General features: G+C 64.3%; 22 protein-coding genes. 6 read left to right on the top strand and 16 right to left on the bottom strand.

Annotation, left to right across the window (positions count from 1 at the left end):
- The first annotated feature begins 49 nt into the window (after positions 1-49).
- Positions 50-412: a YgaP family membrane protein gene (locus tag J4P02_RS08020; protein ID WP_426189045.1), complete on the top strand. Its 363-nt coding sequence runs from the start codon at positions 50-52 to the stop codon at positions 410-412.
- Between the two features lie 16 nt (positions 413-428).
- Here J4P02_RS08020 and J4P02_RS08015 read toward each other — a convergent pair whose 3' ends face one another.
- Together J4P02_RS08015 and J4P02_RS08010 are read right to left on the bottom strand one after the other, a co-directional pair.
- Positions 429-1,664 (bottom strand): hypothetical protein, encoded by a 1,236-nt coding sequence (locus J4P02_RS08015; protein WP_426189044.1) that lies wholly within the window; start codon positions 1,662-1,664, stop codon positions 429-431.
- A 51-nt stretch (positions 1,665-1,715) separates the two neighbouring features.
- Positions 1,716-2,165 carry a YcgN family cysteine cluster protein gene (locus tag J4P02_RS08010; protein ID WP_426189043.1) on the bottom strand — a complete coding sequence of 150 codons (450 nt, stop codon included), beginning with the start codon at positions 2,163-2,165 and terminating at the stop codon, positions 1,716-1,718.
- A gap of 278 nt (positions 2,166-2,443) precedes the next feature.
- Between J4P02_RS08010 and J4P02_RS08005 the strand changes: the two genes are divergently transcribed.
- On the top strand, positions 2,444-3,037 hold the full coding sequence (locus tag J4P02_RS08005; RefSeq protein ID WP_426189042.1) for a nitroreductase family protein: 594 nt from the start codon (positions 2,444-2,446) through the stop codon (positions 3,035-3,037).
- A 54-nt stretch (positions 3,038-3,091) separates the two neighbouring features.
- Here the strand turns inward: J4P02_RS08005 and J4P02_RS08000 are convergent, their stop codons facing one another.
- The 4 genes from J4P02_RS08000 to J4P02_RS07985 all read right to left on the bottom strand — a co-directional run bounded on the left by J4P02_RS08000 (position 3,092) and on the right by J4P02_RS07985 (position 6,401).
- On the bottom strand, positions 3,092-4,024 hold the full coding sequence (locus tag J4P02_RS08000) for a D-2-hydroxyacid dehydrogenase (protein ID WP_426189041.1): 933 nt from the start codon (positions 4,022-4,024) through the stop codon (positions 3,092-3,094).
- A 119-nt stretch (positions 4,025-4,143) separates the two neighbouring features.
- On the bottom strand, positions 4,144-4,437 hold the full coding sequence (locus J4P02_RS07995; RefSeq protein ID WP_092320431.1) for a YcgL domain-containing protein: 294 nt from the start codon (positions 4,435-4,437) through the stop codon (positions 4,144-4,146).
- Entirely contained in the window at positions 4,434-5,567 is a 1,134-nt protein-coding gene (gene rnd, locus J4P02_RS07990; protein WP_426189040.1) for a ribonuclease D, read from the bottom strand. Before rnd ends, J4P02_RS07995 begins: the two co-directional genes overlap by 4 nt.
- A gap of 177 nt (positions 5,568-5,744) precedes the next feature.
- Positions 5,745-6,401 (bottom strand): class I SAM-dependent methyltransferase, encoded by a 657-nt coding sequence (locus tag J4P02_RS07985; RefSeq protein WP_426189039.1) that lies wholly within the window; start codon positions 6,399-6,401, stop codon positions 5,745-5,747.
- A gap of 176 nt (positions 6,402-6,577) precedes the next feature.
- Here J4P02_RS07985 and J4P02_RS07980 point away from each other — a divergent pair, with 176 nt between their 5' ends.
- From J4P02_RS07980 to J4P02_RS07965, 4 genes are all read left to right on the top strand, one after another.
- Positions 6,578-7,363, top strand: coding sequence for a transporter substrate-binding domain-containing protein (locus J4P02_RS07980; RefSeq protein WP_426189038.1), 786 nt, complete (start codon positions 6,578-6,580; stop codon positions 7,361-7,363).
- A gap of 166 nt (positions 7,364-7,529) precedes the next feature.
- Entirely contained in the window at positions 7,530-8,714 is a 1,185-nt protein-coding gene (locus J4P02_RS07975; protein WP_426189037.1) for a cyanate transporter, read from the top strand.
- Positions 8,715-8,735: 21 nt separating this feature from the next.
- Positions 8,736-9,644, top strand: coding sequence for a DMT family transporter (locus J4P02_RS07970; RefSeq protein ID WP_426189036.1), 909 nt, complete (start codon positions 8,736-8,738; stop codon positions 9,642-9,644).
- A gap of 179 nt (positions 9,645-9,823) precedes the next feature.
- Positions 9,824-10,759: a LysR family transcriptional regulator gene (locus J4P02_RS07965; RefSeq protein WP_426189476.1), complete on the top strand. Its 936-nt coding sequence runs from the start codon at positions 9,824-9,826 to the stop codon at positions 10,757-10,759.
- Positions 10,760-10,772: 13 nt separating this feature from the next.
- Here the strand turns inward: J4P02_RS07965 and J4P02_RS07960 are convergent, their stop codons facing one another.
- The 10 genes from J4P02_RS07960 to J4P02_RS07915 all read right to left on the bottom strand — a co-directional run bounded on the left by J4P02_RS07960 (position 10,773) and on the right by J4P02_RS07915 (position 24,362).
- A complete protein-coding gene (locus J4P02_RS07960) occupies positions 10,773-11,138 on the bottom strand; it encodes a 5-carboxymethyl-2-hydroxymuconate Delta-isomerase (protein WP_426189035.1) in 366 nt (121 codons plus the stop codon).
- A gap of 81 nt (positions 11,139-11,219) precedes the next feature.
- On the bottom strand, positions 11,220-12,407 hold the full coding sequence (locus J4P02_RS07955) for a low temperature requirement protein A (RefSeq protein ID WP_426189034.1): 1,188 nt from the start codon (positions 12,405-12,407) through the stop codon (positions 11,220-11,222).
- Between the two features lie 41 nt (positions 12,408-12,448).
- The gene (locus J4P02_RS07950; protein WP_426189033.1) at positions 12,449-13,381 is read right to left on the bottom strand and encodes a LysR substrate-binding domain-containing protein; all 933 of its coding nucleotides are present in this window, start codon (positions 13,379-13,381) and stop codon (positions 12,449-12,451) included.
- Positions 13,382-13,469: 88 nt separating this feature from the next.
- On the bottom strand, positions 13,470-14,516 hold the full coding sequence (locus J4P02_RS07945) for a fimbrial protein (protein WP_426189032.1): 1,047 nt from the start codon (positions 14,514-14,516) through the stop codon (positions 13,470-13,472).
- Positions 14,517-14,785: 269 nt separating this feature from the next.
- Positions 14,786-17,737 carry a GLUG motif-containing protein gene (locus tag J4P02_RS07940; RefSeq protein WP_426189031.1) on the bottom strand — a complete coding sequence of 984 codons (2,952 nt, stop codon included), beginning with the start codon at positions 17,735-17,737 and terminating at the stop codon, positions 14,786-14,788.
- 80 nt (positions 17,738-17,817) lie between these two features.
- Positions 17,818-19,473 (bottom strand): ShlB/FhaC/HecB family hemolysin secretion/activation protein, encoded by a 1,656-nt coding sequence (locus J4P02_RS07935; protein WP_426189030.1) that lies wholly within the window; start codon positions 19,471-19,473, stop codon positions 17,818-17,820.
- A gap of 46 nt (positions 19,474-19,519) precedes the next feature.
- Positions 19,520-20,266: a fimbria/pilus periplasmic chaperone gene (locus J4P02_RS07930; RefSeq protein ID WP_426189029.1), complete on the bottom strand. Its 747-nt coding sequence runs from the start codon at positions 20,264-20,266 to the stop codon at positions 19,520-19,522.
- Entirely contained in the window at positions 20,263-22,827 is a 2,565-nt protein-coding gene (locus J4P02_RS07925; RefSeq protein ID WP_426189474.1) for a fimbria/pilus outer membrane usher protein, read from the bottom strand. Before J4P02_RS07925 ends, J4P02_RS07930 begins: the two co-directional genes overlap by 4 nt.
- Before the next feature lie 177 nt (positions 22,828-23,004).
- Positions 23,005-23,772: a fimbrial biogenesis chaperone gene (locus J4P02_RS07920; protein WP_426189028.1), complete on the bottom strand. Its 768-nt coding sequence runs from the start codon at positions 23,770-23,772 to the stop codon at positions 23,005-23,007.
- 29 nt (positions 23,773-23,801) lie between these two features.
- Entirely contained in the window at positions 23,802-24,362 is a 561-nt protein-coding gene (locus J4P02_RS07915; RefSeq protein ID WP_426189027.1) for a fimbrial protein, read from the bottom strand.
- Positions 24,363-24,684 lie beyond the last annotated feature (322 nt).

The raw sequence follows: 24,684 nt of genomic DNA, 5'->3' as shown, positions 1-24,684 counted from the left end.
GCTCGGGCGCAGTCTGCTGCCTGACTTCGATGACTTTTGGAGACACAACATGAGCGAGCGCAAGATGCTGCAACCCATAGTGACCAGCTCCGACAGCCGGCCGCCGCAGAACGTCGAAGGCTGGGAGCGCATCGGCTCCCTGGCCGGCGGCGTGGTGATGGTGGGCAAGGGCCTGCGCCGGGGTGGCGTGTTCGGCCTGGTTCAGGTGGCGCTTGGCGGCGTGGCCCTGGCCCGAGGCATCACCGGGCACAGTTCGGCGAAAAGCCTGCTGGAAAAAGCTCGCCAGGACATGACCCAGGTGCGCAGCAGGATCGAACGCGCCGGGGACGAGTTGCGCAACCTCAAGGCCAACGCAGACGTAGCCAGGCCAAGCACCGAAGCCGCGGCCACCGGCGAAGCGCCCAAGGCTTGAACGGGCGCCTCGGGGCTTAGCGCAACAGCGGAGTGTCGAGGACCTTGGACGATTCGCCCAGCACGCTTTCGCTGAGCTGGATGAACTCGGCGGTGCTGACGTTTTCCAGGCGCATGGCCCCTTGCAGCACGTCGTCCAGGGAGCGCTTGTTGCGAGTCTTGAGGCGGATTTCCCGGTCAAGCTCCTGCAACAGCAGCACTGCCCGGGCCACCGTGGCATTGTCGATCTGCTCGCCGCGCAGGCTGACGACCTTGTGGCCATCCTTGGCCAGATGCTTGTGCAGCACCTGATAGCGCTCGTCACTGATGCCCCCGGCACGGCGCAGTAATTCAATGGCGTAGTACTGCGCCAGGCCTTCGCTGATCCATTCGCTGCGCTGGCTGTCATTGATCCGCGCCAGGGACTGCACCAGCTCCCGCAGTAGCGGGCTGTTGCCGCTCTCGCTGACCAGCGGCAGGCGACTGTGCAGGAACAGCGAGTCGCGCCCGGCCAGGCTGCCGCGCCACATGGGGTCAGCCGCGCCGACAATCAGCAGCTTGCCTGGCTGCCGGGGAAACACCGCCTGCACCTGGGGCCAGACAAAGGTCAGCAGGGTCAGTACATCCATGCGCCGCATGCCCTGACCCAGGGGCGAGACCACGCTGACTTCGGTGCTGCCCAGGCGCGTGCGGCGGCTGCCCAGGTTGCCGGCGAGCATCCAGCCGGCTGGGCGATCGAACAGGCGTGCGGGGTTGTCGATGCGAAAGCGCTGCTTGCCGATTCGCGGCCAGGCGGCCTCGACACTCTTCCAGCCGGCGGGCAGCTCGAAATCCAGGCGGGTCACCAGCTCGACGCCGTCCTGCTGATCGAGCCGGGCCGGCGGCACCAGCGTCTCACCCCGCAGCAAGGCCCAGTTGGCGGTGCTGCGGCTGTCGTAGCTGCCCTTCTTGAGGCTGTGGCTCAAGCGCACCCGATAGCTCAGGCTGGCCTTGCCGCTGGCCGGGCGCCAGATACCACGCTGGCCACCAGCCTCGGCGGGGGCGGCCTGCCATTGGCCATCGGCCTTGAAGTCGCTGTAGTCGCCGGCGGCCCCCAGGTCGAAATCCAGGCTGCGCAAAGCCGAGCCCTCGGCCAGGGTCAGGCGTACTTCGGCCTGATCGCTCTGGGGCAGGAAACGTACGTGGTAATCCAGATCGACCTTGTTCGCCGCCCAGGCCGATGCACTGCATACCAGCAGCGCAATGCTCAGCGACAGCCTCGCCCCTAGCCTCATACACACTCCTTGCTTGGACATCCGTTAACGCTCGGCCGGGGCAGGCAATCCTCAGCCGGCGCGGAAGATCAGGTGGTCTTCCCAGTCGTCCTCCGGCACGCTGCCTTCGGCCAGCATGCGTCCGGACTGGGAAATACGCTCGTGGTGCACCGCATCGCGATCACCGCAAACCAGGTGGTGCCACAGCGGCAAGTCCTTGCCTTCGCTGACCAGGCGGTAGCCGCAGGTGGGCGGCAGCCACTTGAATTCATCGGCCTGGCCCGGGGTCAGCTGGATGCAGTCGGGCACCGAGGCGCGGCGGTTGGGGTAGTCGCTGCACTGGCAGGTCTTGAGGTCCAGCAGCTTGCAGGCGATACGGGTGTAATAGACGCTGTTGTCTTCCTCGTCCTCAAGCTTTTGCAGGCAGCACAGGCCGCAGCCATCGCACAACGACTCCCATTCTTCCTGGTCGAGTTGTTCGAGGGTCTTGCGTATCCAGAAGGGTTCGACTTTGGCGGCCATGGCTCAAGCATCAGTATCCGAGGGTGAAAAGGCCGCCAGTCTAGTGCCGAAGGGCCGGCGGGCCAAGCACTGGCGACTGTCGGTAGCCCGGGGCTTGTCAGCGCGCAAGCGGCACAGTAGCTTTGCCCCTCGGACCACCCCACGTCCGTGTGCCATTGACGCTGCACCGCGTTGCACCCGGCAAACCGCATGGGGGTCAGGAATACCTCTTCGCTCAGCTCAACTGCGCTTGCCGGTTTATTCCATCATTCATAAATAATGTTGCCAGGAGTTTTTCCATGAGCGCCAATCCTCGCGTTGCCGACTACGCCATTCACCCGCAGTTCACCGAGCGCTGGTCGCCCCGGGCCTTCACCGGCGAAAGCATCCCCGAAGAAACCCTGCTGAGCTTCTTCGAAGCCGCGCGCTGGGCCCCTTCGGCCTACAACTCGCAACCCTGGCGCTTTCTCTATGCGCGCCGCGACACGCCGAACTGGGAGCGATTCCTTGGCCTGCTCAACGAATTCAACCGCGGCTGGGCGCAGCACGCGTCGGCCCTGGTGATAGTGATTTCCAAGACCACCTTCACCGCGCCTGGCGCCACCGAAGAAACCCCGGCCCTGTGGCACACCTTCGACACCGGCTCGGCCTGGGGCCACCTGGCGCTGCAAGCCAGCATCAGCGGCTGGCACACCCACGGCATGGCCGGCTTCGACCAGGAACTGACCCGCAAGGAACTGAAGATTCCCGAAGGCTATGCCCTGCATGCCGCCGTGGCAGTGGGCAAGCTGGGGGACAAGTCGACCCTGGCCGACTACCTGCAAGCCCGTGAAGAGCCAAGCCCGCGCCGTCCGCTGCACGAGACCGCGGCCGAAGGCGACTTCAGCCTTTAAAGCAGCTACAAGCGGCAAGCTACAAGCTTGAAGCTTGCCGCTTGCAGCTGCTGTCTAGTAGCCCCTGGCGAAATCCACTTCGCCGCGCAGGGGCTGCTTGGCCTGGTAGGCCTGCAGGTTGTCGATGAACAATTGCACCATCAGTGGCGGCGAAGTCGGTGCCGAGCTGTGGCCGGTCAGCAGCAAGCCCCAGGCGGTCCAGAACGGATGCCGCTGCGGCAAGGGCTCCTGGCGGCAGACATCGATGACCGCCCCCGCCAGATGCCCCTCCTTGAGGGCCTGCACCAGGTCCGCATCGACCACCGAGACACCCCGGCCAACGTTGATGAACAGGCCCGTGGACTTGAACTGCTTGAACAGCGCCGCATCGTACAGATCGTGGGTGCTTGGGGTATTGGGCAGCAGGTTGACCACGTAATCCACCTCGCCGACCAAGCGCCCCAGGTCCTCAAGGCCGGCCACTTCGATAAACGGCGCCTGCTCCCGCGCCTGGCTGGCGATGCCGTACAGCTTGACCCCGAACGGCAGCAGGAACTGCGCCACGCTCTGGCCGATATCGCCGGTGCCGACGATCAGCACCTTGCGCCCCACCAGGCTCTGGCCCAGGCGATTGTCCCACTTGCGCTCGACCTGGCTGACCAGTCGCGCCAGCACTTCGCGCTCGTGGCCGAGGATGTAGGTCAGCACGTACTCGGCCATCACCTGGCCAAAGATGCCCACGGCCCGGGTCAGGCGGTAATCCCGCGACAGGCCGTCGGCCAGCAACGGCGTGATACCCGCCCAGGTGGATTGCAGCCACTGGGGCTGGTGGCCCTGGCGCAACAGCGTGGCCAGCAGGTCCGGCTGGCCCAGCCACACCGGGCAGTCGGCAGCCAGGCGCGACAGCTCGGCCGAGTCGCCGCTGGTCAATACCTCCAGCTGTGGAGCCACCTGACGCAACAGATGGGCATAAACAGCGTGATCGTGTTCGGCAATCAGAACGCGCATAACTCAAACCTTTCAAAACGCTACAGGCCACCGTCGATGCAGCAGTGCTCCATCGATCCAGGCGGTGGCCAGGTCAGTCAGTGGCATTTAACAGAGGCTCGGAACCGAGCCTCTATAGGTCAGACCGGATCATTGCGACGCAGCAACTCTTCGGGCAGGTGCTCGATGTACTCGTCTTCGGCCGGCGGCATCTGCAGGTGGTAACCCTGCTTGTCGAGGTTTTCCAGCACCTGGTGGATGTCCTCGCGAGACAGTTTGCGCTCCGGAGTCAGTACCAGGTCGAAGGCGTGTTGCGGCTTGCCGAACGCCAGCAGGAGGTTTTCCGGCACGCGTTCCAGGGCCTCGCTTTTCAGCACATAGAGGTACATCTCGTTCTTGCGCGGGCTTTTGTAGATGGAGCAGATACGTTTCAAGGCTGTTCTCCGGCGGTGGCCAGGCTGTCCAGCAGCGCCTGGCCCATGAGTTCGCGGCGCCAGCCACGCAGCGACTCGGGCAATTGGTAGGGACCACTGGGAAAGCCGCTCTTGATCAGGCTTTCCAGGGTTTTCTTGCGCAACATCACTTCCGGCGCTATGTCCAGGCGCTCGGCCTCGGCCTGGCCTACTGCCTTCAGGCGCTTGAGCAGGATCGAGGCTTCGATCGGCAATGGCTCGGGCACCGCCGGCGGCCACTGGTCCGGGCCAAGGCTGGCATTGTGCTTGATCAGCTTGAGCAGGAACTCGCCATCCTGGCGCACGGTGCGCGGGTGCATGTCTTCGATCTTGGCCAGCGCCGCCAGCGTATCGGGCTGGGTCTTGGCCAGGGGCCAGAGCGCGTTCTCGCGCACGATGCGGTTGCGCGGCAGGTTGCGCGCGCGGGCTTCGCGCTCGCGCCAGGCACACAGTTCACGCAACACCGTCAGTTGCGCGCGAGACAGTTTCCAAGCCAGCTTGGCCTCGCGGTAGACCTCGTAGGGGTCCACTTCGCGACGCAGGTTGGCCACCAGTTCGGCGCCGTCTTCCAGCACCCAGCGGTACTTGTCCTCACTCAACCGGGGCCGCAGCGCGCTGTAGACCTGGGCCAGGTGCAGGGCATCTTCCGCGGCGTAGCTGACCTGGGTCTCCGACAGCGGGCGTTGCAGCCAATCGGAGCGGGTCTCGCCCTTGGGCAGCTCGATGCCCAGGACTTCCTGCACCAGGCGCGAATAGCCCATGGAAAAACCCAGGTTGAGGTAGGCCGCAGCCAGCTGGGTGTCGAACAAGGGTGCCGGCAGGCTGCCGGTCAGGCGCAGCAAGACTTCCAGGTCCTCGCTGCAGGCATGCACCACCTTGACCACCGCCGGGTTCTCCAGCAGGGCCGCCAGGGGCCGCCAGTCGTCGATGGTCAAAGGATCAATCAGGTAGGCGCGCTGCCCATCGCCGATCTGCAACAGGGCAGCGATGGGATAGAAGGTGTCGACCCGCATGAATTCGGTGTCGAGGGCGACGAATGGCAACTGCTGCCACTCGGCGCAAAGCTGACCGAGGCTATCGTTGTCGCGAATCCAGTGTATATCGATGGCCACACGGCTCTCCCTTGAAGAATGGCGCGCAGTATATATCGCCTCCAGCGATTTCCGAGCATTCGCCCGACAAGAGCAAGTGCGAAACAATCTGCCGGAGGGCAAGAATAGTCCGAGAGTTTGAATCAGGTTTTGCGCAAAAGCTCACAGCGTGCCAATCGCGCCGTTCAGCCTGGGCTGCTAGCCCTGCTTTCTCAGCACGTAGACCCGTGAAGAGGCAAAGCCGGGCATGAAGTCCTGATGACTCAGGACTTCGAATCCGCTGTCCCGAAACTCGGTCTCCAACTGCAGCTTGCTGGCCCGCGGTGGCGCGGCGGGATCGGCAGGTGCCGCCCCCTTGAACAAGGCCTGGACCCGGGTGGCGAGGATCACCGAATCACGGCTGACCCGGTAGAACTCCTGCAGCAGGGCCAGGCGGTCCTCGCTGCTGCTCAAATGGGCGAACAGTTGCATGCAGATGATGCTGTCCACCGCATTGGCCGATAGGCCGATATCGAAGGCCGAGCTGTGAAAGGTCTTGACCCGCTTCATCAGGCTGGCCGGATGGTGGGTCTGGGCATGGTTGAGCATGTCCTGGGACGGGTCCGCCGCCAGAATCACCCGGTTGCCATGCTCGGCCAGCACCGGCCAGTAGCGCCCGGCACCACAGGCCACGTCGAGGATCAGGCCCGGCTCCCCGGCCACCTTCAAGGCATGGCGCACCAGGCGCACCGTGCGCCACAGCGCCAGACGCGCGGCCAGCCCGGCAGGCCGCGGCTCATGGCAGACGCGAGCGTGCTCCTGGTCGTAGCGCCGAGCGAACTCCAGTTCGATGGAGGGTGGGGGGTGGGACGACATGACTGACGAACTCTTGTTGGTATCCACAGCTCACAGATTAACCAGTCGTTCGTGAAAAAAAGGTCGAAAGCCAGCCGCCGGCGTCCATCCGGCGGCGAACAACCCGTGGTTGCCCGGGCGCCGGCCCGCTGCCAATAATGCGCCGGCGCCCGCCCCGTCACTCAAGGAACGATTACATGCTGCCTCGCCTTCTGCTCTGCACCCTGCTCGGCCTCAGCGCTCCCGCCACCAGCTTCGCCCAGGAGCCGACCTCGCACCTGGACCGGGTGCTCGAACGCGGCCTGCTGCGGGTCTGCACCACCGGCGACTACAAGCCCTACAGCTACCTGCGCGATGACGGGCGCTACGAAGGCATCGACATCAGCCTGGTGGAGTCCCTGGCCCAGAGCCTCGGCGTTCGGGTGAAGTGGATCGATACCACCTGGAAAAGCCTGATGGCGGACTTCCAGGGCCAGGAATGCGATATCGCCGTGGGCGGCATCTCGGTGTCCCTGGAACGACAGAAAAAGGCCTTCTTCAGCCAGCCACTGAGCGTCGATGGCAAGGTGCCCCTGGTGCGCTGCCAAGACCTCAGCCGCTACCAGACCCTGGAACAGATCAACCAGCCCTCGGTGCGCCTGATTGAACCGCCGGGAGGCACTAACGAGATCTTCGCCCGCAACCGCCTGCCCAACGCCAACCTCACCCTGTTCGCCGATAACGTGAAGATCTTCGATCAACTGCTGGCCAAGCACGCCGATGTGATGATCACCGACGCTTCGGAAGCGCGCTTCCAGCAACGCCACAAACCGGGCCTGTGCGCCGTGCAGCCCGAGCGCTACCTGCAATACAGCGAAAAAGCCTTCCTCCTGCCTCGGGACGACATGGCCTGGAAAAGCTACGTCGACCAATGGCTGCACCTGACCAAGGCCACTGGCGCCTATGACCAGGTGGTCAACCAATGGATCGGCGACAAGCAATAAGTTTTGAGCGGCAAGCGGCAAGCTCCAAGCGGCAAGCACTTGCAGCTCAAAGCTTGCCGCTTGGAGCTGCCGCTATTTAATTTCTAGATAGCCGCGAAGACTTTCTGATTTGCCCCTGTAGCTCCCATCGCCGCCTAATCAGCGCCTGTCTGTTGAAGGTCTGGTTATGGAAACTGTGCGTACAACCTCCCGCCCCGCGCTCTGGCTGATGGTCAGTGTGGTTCTGGTGGCGCTCAATCTGCGACCGTCAATGGCGGCGGTCGGCCCCCTGCTCTCGGGCATTCGCGGGGATATCCCGCTGAGTTTCAGCCTGGCGTCGCTTTTGACCATGCTGCCGGTGATGGCCATGGGCCTGGCGATGTTCTTCGGCATGGGCATCAGCCAACGCCTGGGGGAACACCGCACCGTGGTCCTGTCGTTGCTGATCATCGGCCTGGCCACGCTCTCGCGGCTGTTCATGGATTCGGCGGCAGAGCTGATTCTCAGCGCGGTGCTGGCGGGTATCGGCATTGCCCTGATCCAGGCGCTGATGCCGGCGCTGATCAAGTCGCGCTTTGCCGACAATGTCTCGCTGTTCATGGGCCTGTATGTCACTTCGATCATGGGCGGCGCAGCCCTGGCCGCGTCCTTCGCGCCACTGTTGATGAACCACAGCGGCAGCTGGCGCCTGGCGCTGGCGGTGTGGGCCGGGCTGGCCTTGCTGGCGCTGCTGTTCTGGTATGCCCAGCGCAGTAGCCTGCCGCGTCTGCCGGGCGCCGCTGGCACCCGCGAATCCTTTGTCGGCAATCGCCGGGCCTGGTTGCTGGCGGTGTTCTTCGGCCTCGGCACCGCCTCCTACACCTGCGTCCTGGCGTGGCTCGCGCCCTATTACGTGGAGAATGGCTGGAGTGAACAGAACGCCGGCCTGTTGCTGGGCTTTCTCACCGCCATGGAAGTGATTTCCGGCCTGGTCACCCCGGCCATCGCCAACCGCAGCCAGGACCGGCGCCTGGTGCTGGTGGCCTTGCTGCTGTTGATCGTCGCTGGCTTCTGCGGCCTGATCCTCAGCCCGCGGCACCTGAGCCTGCTCTGGCCATGCCTGTTGGGCCTGGGTATCGGCGGCCTGTTTCCCATGAGCCTGATCGTGTCCCTGGACCACCTGCCCGAGCCGCGCCGCGCCGGCGCCCTGACCGCTTTCGTGCAGGGCATCGGCTACCTGATCGCCGGCCTCTCGCCGCTGCTGGCGGGGATGATCCGCGACCAGTTGGGCAGCTTCGAATGGGCCTGGTGGTCACTGACCGCGGTGATGCTGCTGATGATCCTCATGGTGCTGCGCTTCGACCCGCGGCATTACCCCCGGCACATTCGCTGAGCAACGGCCCGGGAGGCCTGCATGAATCCTGTGAGCGTCACCCAGGCCAACCTCGGCATGCTGCTCTGGGCCGTGCTGATCGCCGCCTCGTTCTTTGCCGCGGCCCAGGTCGGCCAGGCCATCGACCCGGTATTGCTCACGGCCTTGCGCCTGCTGTTCTCGGCGCTGCTGTTCGCCCCCCTGCTGTGGTTCAAGGGCGGCATCGGCATGAGCCTGGCCGGCCTGCGCGACCACGCATTGCTGGGGTTGCTGCTGGCGCTGTACTTCGGTTCGCTGTTCGAGGCGCTGCGCTATACCACGGCGGTGAACACCGGCACCCTGTTCACCCTGGTGCCCCTGCTGACTTTTCTGTTCGAAGGCTGGCTGTTGCCCGACAGCGGCCAGCGACGACGCTGGCTGCCGATGCTGGTGGCCGCCAGCGGGGCCTTGCTGCTGATTCTCAAGGGCGGCGCCCCCGGGCAGTTGCCCTCGCTGTACGCCATCACGGTCTATGCCCTGGGCTGCCTGGCCATGGCCCTCTATTCGCCCCTGAGCCAGCGCTTCAAGGCCGGCAACCTGCAAGGTCGCAGCCCGGCGGCCATGACCTTCTGCAACATGCTGTTCGGCTCGCTGTTCCTGTTCGCCGCCTGCCTGGCCAGCGGTGGCTGGCGCAGCGCCGCCCTGCTGACCGGCAACGACCTGGCGTGGCTGCTGTACCTGGCGCTGTTCGCCACCCTGGCGACCTTCTGGCTGTTGCACCGGGCCATTGGCGTGATCGCCCCGTCCACAGTGATTTCCTACGTTTACCTGAGCACCCTGTTGCTGACCCTGTTCCATTGGCTGTGGCTGGGCCAGGCCCCCTACGCGGGTGAATGGCTCGGTGCCCTGCTGGTGATTCTGGGCATGTTCGGCCTGGTGCGCGGCAGCCGTTCCAGAGCCGTCCCCGCCTGAAAATGGACCGGGACAAGCGGCACTTCCATAGGCGAAACTGTGCAGGTCGTGTTATCGGAAATTAATGTCCCGATGCTGTCCGCCAATTCCCGCTCCGGGCATTTAACTAGGACGATCGTTCCGCTAGCATCGATCCGGTTTGCGCGCCACCGGCGCCAGGTGCCCGTGGGATGGAACCGATGCTTATCAGCAATGTGCTCAGAAAACTCGACATGCAGGACCTCATGGTCTTTATCGCGGTGTACGAGCAAAGCAGTGTCACCGGGGTGTCGGAGACCCTGTGTGTCAGCCAGTCGACGGTCAGCTACTGCCTGAAGAAACTGCGCAACGGCTTCGAGGACGAGCTGTTCATCAACACCCGCACCGGCATGCGCCCGACCTACAAGGCCACCAGCATGTACAGCCATGTGCTGAAGATCCTGCAGAGCATCAACCTGTGCTACAGCGGGGTGCCGCCCTTCGACCCGACCCGCCAGGCGGCGACCTTCAACCTCTGCGCCCCGGAATACTTCGAGCTGCTGATCCTGCCGCGCCTGCTCAAGGGCTTCGACTACGCCGACTTGCCGGTGACGGTCAATGTGCAGAAGCTGGAGAGCGACATTCCCGCCGATGAGCTGCGCGACGGCAGCCTCGACCTGGTGATCTGCTTTGGCCCGAATTTCCATCGCCGCCACCCCGACCTGAAGTCGCAGATGCTGCTGGAGGACGACCTGGTGTGCGTCTTCGACAAACGCGCGACACCGCCCAGTGAACCGCGCTTCAGCCTGCAATCCTTTGTCGAGCGGCGCCATGTGTTCCCCACGCCCTGGACTTCGGACAGCAACATGGTGGACGGCTGGCTGGCGCGCCAGGCGCAGAAGCGCCAGATCGTCGCCCGTTCCAACAGCTACAGCGCGGCGCTGAAGATGATCACCGGCACCGACTTGATCCTCACCCTGCCCCGACGCATCCAGGCCTTGCTGGCCAATGAGACGGTGTTCAGCCACTGCGAGGCGCCCAGTGGCTTGCCGGGGTTCAACCTGGATATGCAGTGGAGCCCGAACACCGACCTGGACAGCGCCCAGACCTGGTTCCGCGAGCAGGTGCTCAAGGTCTGCGCCGAACCGGGGCTCTAGGCCCCGGGGCCACTCACAGGCCCAGCGCCGCCTTGCTGTAGGAGGCGCTATCGATATCGATGATTTCCACGCACAGTTGCACCGAGAGGTCCGCCGGCCAGGGGCCCAGTTCCTGCAGCTGGGCCAGCAGGCGCTCGGACAACTGCTGCTTGATCTCGGCCGAACGGCCGCTGAGCAGGGCCAGCTTGAGATGGATGAAAGCACGCTCGCCCGGGTTGGTGCCGACCCGGAAGTGGTCGAGCTTGATCGCCCGGCTCTTGATATCGAATTCGTCGCTGAACTGCCCGGACGCCGCCAGCGCCTGATTGAACCGCAGCAGCGCCTGGTCGACGTCGAGTTGGGGCAGGTTGGCGGTGTATTCCATATGCAGGTGCGGCATGGCAGAGCTCCCGGTCTGTCAGGGGGAAAAGGCGCCCCATACTACACAAGCCGCGGCAGCGGGTTGCATCAGCCTTTGGCCTTATTGCCGGGTCGCCCCTCGTTCGCGCAGGGCCAGGGTTTCCCAGGCGGCCACCAGCAGCATCACCAGGGTGGTCAGGCCGCCCAGCGCCAGGGCGGAGAACCACTGCTGCCAGGCCAGGGGCAGCAACAGCAGCAAGGCGCCGAGCCCCGCCAGATGGGACAAGGGCGGCAAGGGCCGGTCATTCATCACCCACTTGAACAGGGCGCAGCCCAGCAGGAACAGCCAGGGCCCGCCGACTATCACCAGCACCCCGGCCTGGCTGGCGTGCGCCGGGTGCATCAGCACCAGTTCGTCGGCCACCGCACTGACAATTACCCCAGCGACTATCAGCAGGTGCAGGTAGGTGTAGGCGATCCGCGCCTGGCGCCCGGGGTCGCTGGAATGGGCAATGCGATGGTGGGCGCGTTCGGCGCCGCTGTCGAAATACACCCACCACATGCCGATGCTGCCCAGCACCGCCACCAGGAACGCCAGCAGGCCCGAGGGGCCGCTGGGCAGTTCGGCAAAGGTCGCGCCGGTCACCAGCAAGGACTCGCCCAGGGCGATGATCACGAACAGCGCGCAGCGCTCGGCCATGTGGTTGCCTTCCACATTCCAGTCGGCCAGGGTCGAGCGACCCAGGCCCGGCACCCAGAAATACAGCGACGGCGACAGCACCTCGATGCCCAGGGCCAGGCCCCAACAGAGCAGGCGTTGCGGCCCTTCGAGCAGGCCGCCGGCGATCCAGAACAGCCCCGAGAACATCAGCCACAACAGAATCCGCTGGAAGTTGCGGGTCATGCTCAACGGCTCGCCACGCACCGCCCACAGCGAATAGGCGGTGCGCCCCACCTGCATGAACACATAGGCTCCGGCGAACAGCAGGCCGCGTTCGCCAAAGGCCTGGGGAATCGAGGACGAGAGCAGCAGCCCGGCCACCATCAGCACAAACAGGCCGAGGCGGATGGGCAGGGTTTCCGGGTCCAGCCAGTTGGTGATCCACGAGGTGAAGATCCATACCCACCACACCGCCACCATCAACAGCGCCACCTGCAACGCCCCGCCCAGGGACAGGTGCGCCAGCAGGCTGTGGGACAGCTGGGTCACGGCGAACACGAACACCAGGTCGAAAAACAGCTCGACCATGCCAACCTTGCCGCTGTCGTGGCGGCCACGCCCACGCAACAGGGAACGGGAACGACTCATGGGACAGCCTCCGGCGATGGGTGATGGCGAGAAGGAGACGCTCAGTTGGACAGCAGTGCCGCCAGGGGCGCGCGTTCGCCCATAAAGGCCTCCAGCCGCGAACGCAGCCAGCGCTCGGCGGGGTCGCTGTCCACATGGCTGAGCCAGACCATGGACAGGTCCAGGGTCGGGGTCTTGAACGGATAGGGCTCGACAAACAATTGCCCCGAGGCGGCCATGGCCGCCGCCGCGTAGTCCGGCAGGCTGGCGAGCATATCGGTGCCCGCCAGCAATGCCGGCAACGAGCTGTATTGCGGCACCGAGAGCACCACCTGGCGGGTGCGGCCGATCTCCGCCAGCCACTCATCGGCAAAGCCCGCGACATTCGCCGTGTGGGACACCAGCACATGGGGCCGCGCGCAGTATTCGTCCAGGGTCAGCGGAGTTTCGCTGGCATCGGCGCGCAGCACGCTGGGCTGGATATGCCGCAGCAGCTTGCGCTTGGCATTGGCCGGCAGGCCGCGGGTCTGGCTGATGCCCACGGTAATATCGCCCGAGGCCAGCAGGTCGGGAATCCGCCAGTAGTCCACATGCTGCACCACGACCACCACCTGCGGCGCTTCCTGGCGCAAGGCGCGCAGCAGGGGCGGCAGCAGGCCGAACTCGACATCATCGGAAAGGCCGATGCGAAAGGTCATGTTGCTGCTGGCGGGATCGAAGTCGTGGGTCAGGCTCAAGGCCGAGGACAGCGCATCCAGGGCCGGCGACAGGTGCTGGATGATCTGCTCGGCGCGAGCCGTGGGCTCCATGCGGTGGCCGACGCGAATGAACAGCGGGTCGTTGAACATGGTCCGCAGGCGATTGAGCGCGGAACTGATGGTGGGCTGGCCGAGAAACAGCTTCTCCGCCACCCGGGTGACATTGCGCTCAAGCATCAGCGCCTCGAACACCACCATCAGGTTGATATCGGCCTTGCGCAGTTCATTGCGATTCATCGATGGTGCCCCCAGTCCCCAGACGCTGGTCAGTGTAGAAAGGCCTGGGGGCAGGCGTCCAGATGAACGCGGAACATCGTCAAGTGGCTCAGGGAAAGGTGAACTGGAACTGCACGCCGCCATCGGCATCGCCTTCACGGATCTCCCCGGTACGGATGTACTGGGCGCGGAAGTCGAAGTGCGCGGAATCGCTGCCCGGCGTGCGCGCCACCGAGTATTGCTTGCCGCAATGGATGCGCCCCTGGTCGTTGAACATCGCAATACCCACCCCACGCGCTACCGCACGCCCCCGGGACGAGGGCGCAAGTTCCAGAATCCCGGCCGATTTGCAGGTGTCGGCCGCCGGGTACATGTCGGTGAAGGACACTTGCGGCCGGGCGTTCACCGTGCAGTTGCCCAGGTCGAGGCGAATCAGCTCCGAAGGCGGCGAAGTAGCGTTGAGGGCGGGAAAGTCCGCGGGAGCAAAACTGCCCAGCTGCCGCTTGACGTTGCGCGTGACCACCTCGCAGGTCTTGGAAAACACCGGTGGCGTGCCGATCAGCGAGGCTTGCTTTACGACCAAACGCTGGTTGCAGGCCTGGTCGTTGGAATGCCCGGGCAGGTTGCGCAATTCCTGGCCGATGCGTGCCGTACCCCGTGGCAGGTTGAGGGCGTATAGCTGCAACTCGTAATCGTTCAGGTGGGTGATTTCCAGCGAACCACTGGGCAACTCATTCACCGGACGGGTCAAGACCAGCGAATAAAGGTAGTGAGTCACCATATTCGCCACGTTCGGCGAGCTTTTTACATCCAGCTTTTCCAGAGCCACCGGATAGGCCGAAGTGGTCAGGACAATGTCTTCCCCGGCCGCGGGATGGGTGACCTTAAAGCCGATGCCGGCAATGTTGGTCGGGATGATTCCGTCTTGACGGGTACCCGGCGGCCAGTGGGCGGCAGATACCAGTTCATGGTAAGCCGCGCCTCCTATCGAGCGCTCAGTGGAGTAGTTGATATAGGGGTTGATACTGCGTTGTTTCAGTACGGCGCCTACAGGGGTACTGCTGGTCAATGGCGTGACCTCTACCCAGGGGTTACCAACGCCCACATTGAGAAACCTGCAGCCCTTGGCAAGCACCGAGTCAGCTAGAGCTGGCATCCCAGCCAAGGCTCCCAGCCCAGCGATCAGCAAACGCCAACCGGGGATGCGCCACCCTCCAGCATTCCCCCGGAACTTCAAGCAACCACCACTCATGAGTCGTTCTCCTTGCATTGCTCGGGCGTCCATCGGCAGCCCAACGAACGCTGCGTCAGGCCAGGGCTTGACGCAGCGGTTTTCGCTTCTAGGGATGGATCAGGCTTGATGCTGCGTCATTTGACGCCACGCCTGGCCGGCGAACGTTCAACGCCCGCGCCCCAAGCCGAGGATCAGTGACCATGATTGATGCCGATCTGCGAGCCACGGGTCTGGAAGTAATACCAGCGACCATCGACCCGGCCCGTGGCACTCGAATCACGCACCGCACCGAAGTTCAGGCCCACCAGCCCACCAAGCGTGGTACGCCAACCGCCGCTGACCCGGCCACTGGAAGCGGAATTGACGATCTGTGAATGGTTCACCCCCACCAGTCCACCCACCTTGCTGTGCCAGGCCCCATAGACGTCCCCGGTGGAGCGGGCATCGCGGATGACATGATCCACGTAGTTGGCGTTGAACCCGACCAGACCGCCCACGGAGCTGTAGGCCCCCCCTTGGACGTTGCCATGGGCATGCACCTTGATCAGGTCACCATCGTTGTAGCCCACCAGCCCGCCCACCTGGCTGCTGCCCAGGCTGCGTACCGCACCGTAAGCCTTGGCGTCATGGATCAAGCCACCAATATGGGTGCCTACCAGGCCACCGACATTGCTGCCGATGCCACCCTGGACAGCCCCTTGAGCTTCGACGCGCCCGTCGATGCTGGAGTTTTCGTTCTTGCCCACCAGGCCCCCCAGATGGCCGCCGATGAGGTCCGTGACCCGGCCTCGGGCCTGGACATTGCTCAAGGAGGAGCCCGCTTGGTTCACACCCACCAGGCCACCCGCCGCTGCCGTACCGAGCCCAAATACCGCACCGCTGGCACTGGAGTCACGGATACTGCCGGAATGGTTGAGGCCGACCAGGCCACCGGCGCTGCTGCCCAGGGAGCCATACACCGTTACCGAAGAGTTGGAGCCGCTGATGCTGCCCTTCTGGTTATTGCCCACCAGCCCGCCAAGATTCAGTCCCTTGAAGAACAGCATGTTGGTGCCAATGCTGCCCCGACTCGAGGAGGCCGAAATAACCCCACCGTTATTCACCCCCACCAAGCCACCCGCGCCGCCCATGGTCTGTTTGTGCATATGGGTGGTGATTTGCACGTTGCTCGAGCTGCCACTGATGGGGGCGACCCCGAACGCGCCGACAATGTTCTCCCCCACCAACCCACCAATGGCCGAGGTGAACAGACCACCGTACAACCATCCGGACATCGACGAGTCGCTGATCTCTCCTCCGTTATTCACCCCCACCAGGCCGCCCAGCTTGTTGCTCTGGTCGGACAGGGCATTGACCGCAAGATGACTGGCAGTGACGTTGCTGATACTGCCGCTGTTGCGCCCCACCAAGCCGCCAATCTCGTTGAATCCGCTTGCAGAGCGCCAACCGTTGACGGTCAACGAGTCCAACTTCAGGTTGCTGATGCTGCCGGAGGACCGACCGAACAACCCGGCGAAGGCTCCACTGCTGTCCAGGGTAAAGCCGCTGATGGTGTTGCCCAGGCCATTAAAGGTACCGCTGAACAGGCTGTCGCCCCCTATGGGCTTGAGCGCACCGGACCCCTTGAGCTGATTGCCCAGGACATAGAACCCGTCGAGCTGATCGCCGATCGCCTGCAACTGCCGCTTGCTCTGCACCACCTGGTACTGCTGGCCATTGGCGTCGAACCCGGCGCCCTGCCCGGACAGGGTCACCCGGCCCTGGCTGCCCAGTTGCAGTTGCTCGCCATGGTTCAGCCCCAGGCTGCTGCCGGCGCCGGTCAGGCTCACCTGTTCGCCGAGCTGGACATTGCGCCCGGCAGCCAATTGCAGCCGCGCGCCACGACCACTGGCCTCGACGCGCCCCTTGACCTTGACATCCCGCGCGGCGGACAGCGTCAGCTGATTGCCGCTGTTCCACTGCACCGGGGCATCCACCGCCAGATCACCCTGGCGGCTGTCGAGGTGCACATGGGTGGTACCCAGGTTATCCGCCAGGGTGCTGTTCACCAGGGTTGAATCACCACTGGCACCTGTAGCGGCAACGCGCAGATTGTCGGACTCGATCGTCCAAGTGCCGGTGCGACCATTGGCGGATCGGGTATCAACCTCGGTGGTGAGCGCCACCTGGGTCGCTGCGCCCCGGGTCAGCACGCTACCACCGTCCCCCTCGCCTTCCTGCACCTTGGCCGTGAGCTGGCCGGCAACCTGGACCAGGCCCTGCTCGCCGCCATCGAGAATGATCCGCCCGCCTTTGCTGGACAGGCTATTGGCTTCGATCACGCCGTGCTGGTTGACCACCATATCGGCCAGCGCATTGCTGCTTCTGGCCTGCATCGACACCTGGCCGCCATCGGCCTTGAGCAATGCGCTGTTTTGCACCAGGGCGTTGGCCGAGGCGGCGTCCACCTGCACATTCAGCAGGCCATCGGCACCCAGGCTCAGGGTCATCTGTTTACCGGCCGCGAGAGCCACCGTGCCCTCTGGGGCGTGGATCTGGCCATTGTTGTGCACCCGCGCCCCGAGCAAGGCCACATAACCGCCGTCCTGGCTGGTGAGCTGGCCGCTGTTGACGACTTCGGCAGTCGATTCGCCGGAAAACCTGTAGCGCCCGGCCTGGAAATCCTCGTCGGCCAGATCACGGGTGGAGGCCACCAGGCCGCCGACGTTGACCGAAGCACCCTGGCCAAACACCACGCCATTGGGGTTGATCAGGAATACCTGGCCGTTGGCATTGATCGCGCCGTGGATCTGGCTGGTGCGGAACCCCGTTACTCGGTTCAGGGCGATGGCATCGCGCCCGGGCTGGTTGAAGGTGACCGCCTGATCGCGGCCCACGCTGAACTCGTTCCAGTGGGTGATCAGCTTGTCGCTGTGCTGGTTGATCACCATGTGGTCGTCGGCCACCTCATAGCTGGCGCTGCCGGACACCAGGGTCGCCCCCTCGGGCAGGGCCAGAGCCAGGGCAGGTGCCAGGGCCACCAGCCCCAGCACCCCGGCCAGCCCTTTGCTGGTAGCGCCGCCACGTCGCCGCCGAACACCTTCATGGGCCACATTCCAGCACCCCTGCGCCCGGTTCCAGACCACTGCATAAATCCTGTTCACTGTTGTTGACTCCTTGTTGTTGATACTCCTGTGCCCGGCAACCCTTTGCCGGACGACACTTTTCCAAAGCGCACAACCCTTCAGAAATACTGCGCAGCGCTCACCCAGACCCGTGGCAGGCGCTGCGGTCCATCCCCGGCCCGGTGCCCATCCAGGGGCCAGGCACTGCTCAGGCTGAGTTGCCGTCGATCACCGGCCCAACGGGCACCCAGCCCCGCCGATTGCAGGCGCTGGGTATTGGCCTCATCGGTCCAGGGCAAGCGATTGATCTCTACATAGCCGCGGTCGGTGAACAGGCTGAGCTGCCAGCGCGCTGTCAGGGCGTAGCCCAGCTCCAGGCCGGCCAGCCAACCCTGGTCGCCGGCGCCGGCGCTCAGGGGGTAGCCGCGCACACCGTAGGGGCCGCCCAGGCTGATTTTTTCCGAGCTGTCCAGGTTGCTGGCGGCCCACTGGGCATGCAGCTGGCCACGCAGGAACCAGCGCGGGCCCAGGCGCTGGGTGCGTGCCAGTTGCAGGTTGGTCCTGCTGAAGCTGCCGCCAGTACCGGCGCTGTGGCGGTCTGCGCGCTGTTGCGCGGGGTCGTCGAAGCGCAGCTGGCCGCTGCCATAGGCGAGGCTGAACTGGCTGTAGCCGCCACCGAGCCAAGGGTCCTGGCGGCTGCCATCCAGGCTCAGGGTCCAGAGCTCGATATGCTTGCGCCGGCGCAGTTCAAACAGGTCGATGTCATCGCGCAGGTGCTTGTTTTCATACTGCAGCTGGGCACTGAGGTCGAAGCCGCGACTGCGCACCAGGGGTTGAACGATAAAGACGCTCTGGACACGGGCCCGGCCATTCATTTCCAGGCGCTTGATACGCTTACGGGTCAGCTCGTAGTCCATCTGCGAATAGGCCGCGCCAACCCGAGTCGACCTGGGCCCCAGGGGCAACTGGTAGGCGCTGCGCAGGTAGCGCTGATCGCGGTCGCTGCCCAGCACCCGCAGGCTCAGCCGGTCCCCCAGACGCAGCGGGTTGTTGAGGTTGAAGCTGCCCCCCAGGCGATATTCACCCGTGTGGTAGCCACCGAAGTTGTCTGCCTCCAGGCTGCCGCTGGCCCAGGGCCCGGGCTGGGCATCCACTCGCAGGTCGGTGGTGCCAGGCTGCTGGCCGGCGCGCAAGGTGCCCTTGGCCTTGACCCCGGGCAGGTCGTTGAGCAGCAGCAGGCTGCGCTCCAGGTCGGCGCTGCGTACCGCCGAGCCACTGTCCAGCGCCGACAGCGGGCCGCGCATCACCCGGTCCAGGGCAGGTGAAGCGTTGTGCAATTCGATGTGCCCGTAACGCCCCTCCATGACCTCGATCTGTACCACCCCGGCGTCGATTTCCTGGGCCGGCAGAAAGGCCCGGGCGAGGATGTAGCCGTGTTCCCGGTAATACGCGGTGATGCGCTCGGCCGCTGCGCGCAAGCCATTGAGGTCCAGTTCGTGGCCGGGCAGGTCCGCCAGCAGCTGCTGCAACGCTTCGCTGCTGAACACCTGGTTGCCCTGGATGACGAAGGCCTTGACCCGCAGGCGTATGCCCGAGGTGTCGGTTGCGGCACGCGGCTGATCGACCGGAGGCAGGTCCAGGTCCACCTTATCTGCCGGGGCCGGCAAGGCCGGCTGGGTGGCTTCGATATCCCGAATCGCGCCCCCGGCATCGGGTACCCGTACCTGCGCCTCGGCGGGTAACCAGGCCACCAGGGCCAAGGTCGACAGCAGCATGGCGCGCCCCTGGAGCCTCAATGCAACAGGCTTTCTGCGCATGCCACTAAGGTTGTATCGCTGCACTTCCACTCAACATCTCCCCACTGTCTGTTGCCACTTGGTAATGAACCTGCGCCGTGCTCGCGGCCAGGGAGCGCAAGCCGGGCAGCGCAATCAAGGTCGAGCCCAGGGGTTCCAGCGTGATCCCCTCCAGCCTCACCTCGGCCCCGCCGCCGAGCACGTGCAACTGGGCCAGGGACACGTGATAAGGCGTCGGATTGCTGGCCTTGAGCTGCAACTCGCCAGCGGTCTGCCCCGCACCGTGCAGCTGCCAGCACAGTTGCCGCACCGCCTCATCGGCATGGCCGGCCAAGCCCTCGGGGCGATACAGCAGCTTCATCCGCAGGCGATAGCTCATGCGCAGCTGGTTGCCGCTGACGGCTTGCAGGGACGGCACTTCAAGCAAGTTGAGCCAGAACAGCGATTCGCGATCGGCCGGCAGGGGTTCGCCGCTGTAACGCACCGAAAGAGTGGCGCGCTGCTGCGGGTCGAGCCGCGACAGGGGCGGCGAGAGAATGAAAGGCACCTGCAGGGCACTGGGATCGACGCTGGCATCGCCGCGGTCGAGCCAGGCCTGCAACAGCAGAGGCGCCAGGCCCTGGTTGCCGACCCGGATGCTCAGGGCCGGCAACCCCGCGGGGTAGATAAAGCGCGTGCCAACCACCGTCAGGTCAGCCCTGGCCCCAAGGCTCAGGAACACCAGCAACAGCGCATAGAGTCGGGCGCTGCGCGGGGTGAACCGGCGGTTCAAGAGGACGACTCCGGATGGCTCGGGGCATCGGACTGCGGCAGCGCACGGCACGGCAGATCTAGCAGTACATGGCCGGCGTCGGGAGCGGCCTTGCGCGGCGGCAGCACATAGTCGATCAGGCATTGCTCGCCGGGCTCACGGCCCCATTCGACGCGAATCTGCCCCTGGTCCTTTTCACTGCGCAGCACCAGGCGGCTGCCCTGGCCCACCGCGCCCAGCTCCTCGGCGCTCTGGGCATCCAGCGCCAGGGCGGCAAAGGGCAGCGGCTGGCCGTCGACCTGGCGACTGTCGATCAGCAAGGCCCGGGCCCTGCGGGTCGGGTACGAGAGCCGGACCACTGCACCGGCCCGCGGCGCGACGTTGCGTGAACTGACTTGCACCTCGACGTCGTCGTCGATGCCGCTGGGGTCCAGGTCGACGGTGTTGAGCTGATAAGGCGTCAGGCTCGGCAACACCGCATAACCGGCTCTGTCCACCCGCCCGCCGGAGTAACCCACGCCGGCGCCCTCGGCATGGGGCGCATGCACCAGCGCCGCGGTTTCGCTCAGGGTCTGCGACAGCGTCAGGCCGCCGGAATGCAGGAGCATGCCGCCGGAGGCGCCCAGGGATTGGGAGCGGTAGTCGCGGCCCTGGGAATAGCTCGAGCTCAGGGACACCTGGGGCAGGTAGTAACTGAGGTTGGCGTTGCCCGAGGTGTCGCCGGGTTGCGCGTCGTGGGCCACCGACAGGCCATAGGAAAGATCACCACGCTCGCCCACGGAGCCGGATAGCCCCGTGGAATAGTGCGCGCCGGTCTGCTGGTCATGGTTGATATAGGCATTGAGCTGGGTCGCGCGGCGGCTCTGGGCCCCCAGGGGGATCGACAGGCTGAAGCTGTAGAGGGTGTTCTCGCGGTTGTCGCGCCCGCTCGACAGGCCACTGGAACCCCGCAGCCGCTGGGCGCTGAGGGAATAACTGCTGCCCCACAGTTGGTCGCTGTAGCCCAGGGTGTAGCTCTGGGCCCGACCGCTGCGGTTCCAGTAGTTGAGCGAAGAACCGGTGAGGAAAAAGCTGCCGCCGCCCTCGCCCAGCCGCTGGTTGATATTGGCATCCAGCCGGTTGCGAACCCGGGCGAACGACTGGTAGCTGCCGCCGTGCCTGACCCGGTCTTCCAGGGCAATGGCGTCACTGAGCCCCAGGTAACCGCTGGTGGAATAGCGATAGGCGAGCAGGGAGAACTGGGTGCCGCTGTCATGCAGGTGCTTGCTGTAGGACAGGCGCAGGCTCGAGCCTTGCTGGCTGGCGTGCTGCGGCACTCGGGTGCTGGCCTGGGTCAGGTCCAGGCCGAAGCCGCCCAGTTCGGTGTTGAGCGCCGCGCCGATCAGCCCGGACATGTAGCTGCCGGTCAGGGAGCTGCCGACATAGCCGGTGAAGCGGCTGTCCAGCCCCCGTTGCAGGGTGCCTTGCAGCACATACTGGTGCAGGCCCCGGCCCGCGGCATGGGTCACCTGGCCAGCGGTCAGGCTGTAGCGTGACTGCCCCGGGCGCAGTTGGCGCACCATGGTGGCGAAGGGCACGGTGAAACTGCGTCGCTGGCCGTCGGCTTCGCTGACGGTAACCTGCAGGTCGCCACCGAAGCTCGCGGCTTGCAGGTCGGCGATCTCGAAGGGCCCGGGAGCCACGGTGGTTTCATACACCAGGTAATCACGCTGGTAGATCGACACCTTGGCGTTGGTATTGGCCGTGCCGCGCACCACCGGCGCGAAGTGCCGTTGGGACATGGGCAGCATCCGGTCGTCGCTGAACAGCTTGACCCCGCGAAACGACACCGAGTCGAACAGATCCGATTCGGTCACGCTCTCCCCCACCAGCAACTGTGAACGCCAGTCGGTGAGGTCGGTCTGGCCATAGATATAGCCGCGCTGGTAGTCGCTGCCGTTTTCCGGCGACCAGGTCAGGGCGCCACTGTGGCGCAGGCGCAGGGCCCCGGCATTGAGCCCCATATTGAGCCCGGCGTAGCCGTTGGTCCGGCGTTGCCCACGGCTCTGGGAGCTGAACAGGTTGCTGGAATAGTTGAGTCGCGCGGCGTTGATGCCCGGGTCCCAGTTGGCCGGGTCGATGTAGGTGGTCAGCGCATCAGGCACCAGGAAGTACTGCGGCACCGACAGCTCGAGCTGTTGCTGGGCCATGTCCACCTTGCTGGTAACCCCGCGGATATAGCTGCCCAGTTCGCCACAGAAGCGTTCCGTTCCCTGCAGGGGATGGCTGCCTTCGCCTAGGGCGGCATCGGCCTTTTGCAGATCGATGCCCAACTGCTGCAACAGTTCGCGGTCGTAACAGGGCTGGCTGCCCTGCGGGTCGTCGCTCTCGCGCAGTTCCATCTCCACCAGCCCCCGCCACTGGCCACTGACCCGCAGATCCAGCAGGTAGCGGCCGGGAGTGATGTACCCCGGGCGTTCGAAGCGCTGGGTGTCGATCGAGGTGCCGTCGCCCTTGAACAACATCTGCGTGTCGAAAAATACCGGCTGCTCCGGCGCCACACTGGAGTCACCTTCGGTGATGTGCTGTGCCAGGGCCGGCATCCCCACGGCCCCCGCCAGGAACGACAGAGTTCGCACAAAAGGCATCGAGCCCAATGACAGCCACCTTTTTTCACGCGCAGGCAACGCCCGCCCGTGCAGCTCAAGGCTCAACATATTCAGCACCCACGCATTCAGCAGTTAGAGACGGCAGGCCAGTGCCGCTAAGGACGGGATCGACTAGAGCAGCGGCTTTTCCAGGGCCACTCGCCCACCAAAGTCGTTGACTGTTTCAAAGCGCACAGAGATCTCCTTGGCCCCCGGTGCAGTGCCTTGCGGCCAGGCGAAAGCGCTTTGGGCGAAGGGCGCCACCATGCCAGTACCCAGTGCCAGGGCCTGTACCCGCCCCTGCCGCTGCACTTCGATCTTGCTGAAGGACAGGTAGTAAGGCGTCGGATTGGAGACCCGCAGCACCGGCACCAGCGGCCCGCTGGTCGCACCGTCCAGGCGTCCGGCAGCCTCGAACTTCCAGCTCAGGTTCTGGGCGGCGGAATGGGGATCGACCTTCAGTCCCTGGGGACGAAAGAACAGCTTGAGACGATGGCGAAAGGTGAAGGCCAAGCGGTTGGAGTCCTCGGCCCGTTGCGCCGGCACTTCGAGTAAGTTGAGCCAGTAAAGCGATTCACGGTCGCTGGGCAAGGGTTCTTGCAGATAGACCACCCGCACCATGGCACTGCTTCCGGAATCCAGCCGGCTGAGGGTGGGAGCCAACTGGAACGGCACCTTGATTTCCTCCGGTGTCTTGTTCAGGTCACCGTCATCGATCCAGCTCTGGATCAGCACAGGGCTATTGCCCGGGTTGTTTATTTTCATGGTCACTTCACGGGCATTGGCCGGATAAACCATGCGTGTGCCGTGGATGACAATTTCTGCACTGGCTGGCAGAGAGGAAGCAAAGAAGAAGACGCCGATAACGAGAGAACGGATTACACGCGCTGTCGGCGCCATGAGACAACCCCTTATTTAGCCGTTAACAATCAGTAGCTGACCATGAAATCGATATTGGAATTACCCAGACCTTCGGTAATGTCAGTGCTGGTTGCTACATAAGAGGCTTTGAACTTGAGCAACGCCTTGTTGCCGGAAACTTCAGCGACCTGCTGGTTGTCATTCTTGGTCAGGTCGATTTTTTCCATATTGCCCTCGGCGTTGTTGAGGATCTGGATCTGCACGCCAGTGGCACTGCCCGGGCCAATAAGCCTGAGGTTGCCGGTGCCCGGGTCGATATGACCGCTGTTGTTGAAGGTCACCATGGCCTTGGAGCCATCCGTGCAGCCATCGCCACTGAGGTAGAGATCGAACTCCTTGAACTCGGAAGCGCTGCCGATGCCGTCGGCAAAGACCAGCGGCGAGACATCGCCCAATTGCACCGCGCGGTCCAGCCCATTGGCATCGACCTGAACCCGGCAACTCACGCTGGTGATCTGTCCCTGGAACTCGACGTTACCGGTATTGTTCTGGGCCTGTGCCACGACCGGAGTCAAGGCAGCCAACATCAGGGTGGACGCCGCAATTGACGCGATTGATTTAAGTTTCATCTGATTCCCTTATCCATAAAGATTATTCAGGAGCAACAGTTCGAGAGGCACTCCCGGAACAACCCGGACAATCAACTGCAACTGGCTGGGTCATTCCGCACAAACCAGTAGTGGCTTATGACTCTTGTCAAAACAGGGAATTGATACTCAGTACCTGGCCCCTTCAAGAGTGGGCACTACCATACCGACGAGTTATAAACTTTAGAATGAAGATAAGTCCTCATCTACCAGGGAGCCCGCTCTTAATCGGCAAGAAACATCTCGAAAATACACTTCACCGATACTTGCCAGCTAACAGAAGAGCGCAGACAAAAGTTACCCA

This window comes from Pseudomonas sp. NFXW11 (genome assembly GCF_049887815.1).
Lineage (GTDB): Bacteria > Pseudomonadota > Gammaproteobacteria > Pseudomonadales > Pseudomonadaceae > Aquipseudomonas.
This window is presented reverse-complemented; position numbering and strand designations above follow the sequence as displayed.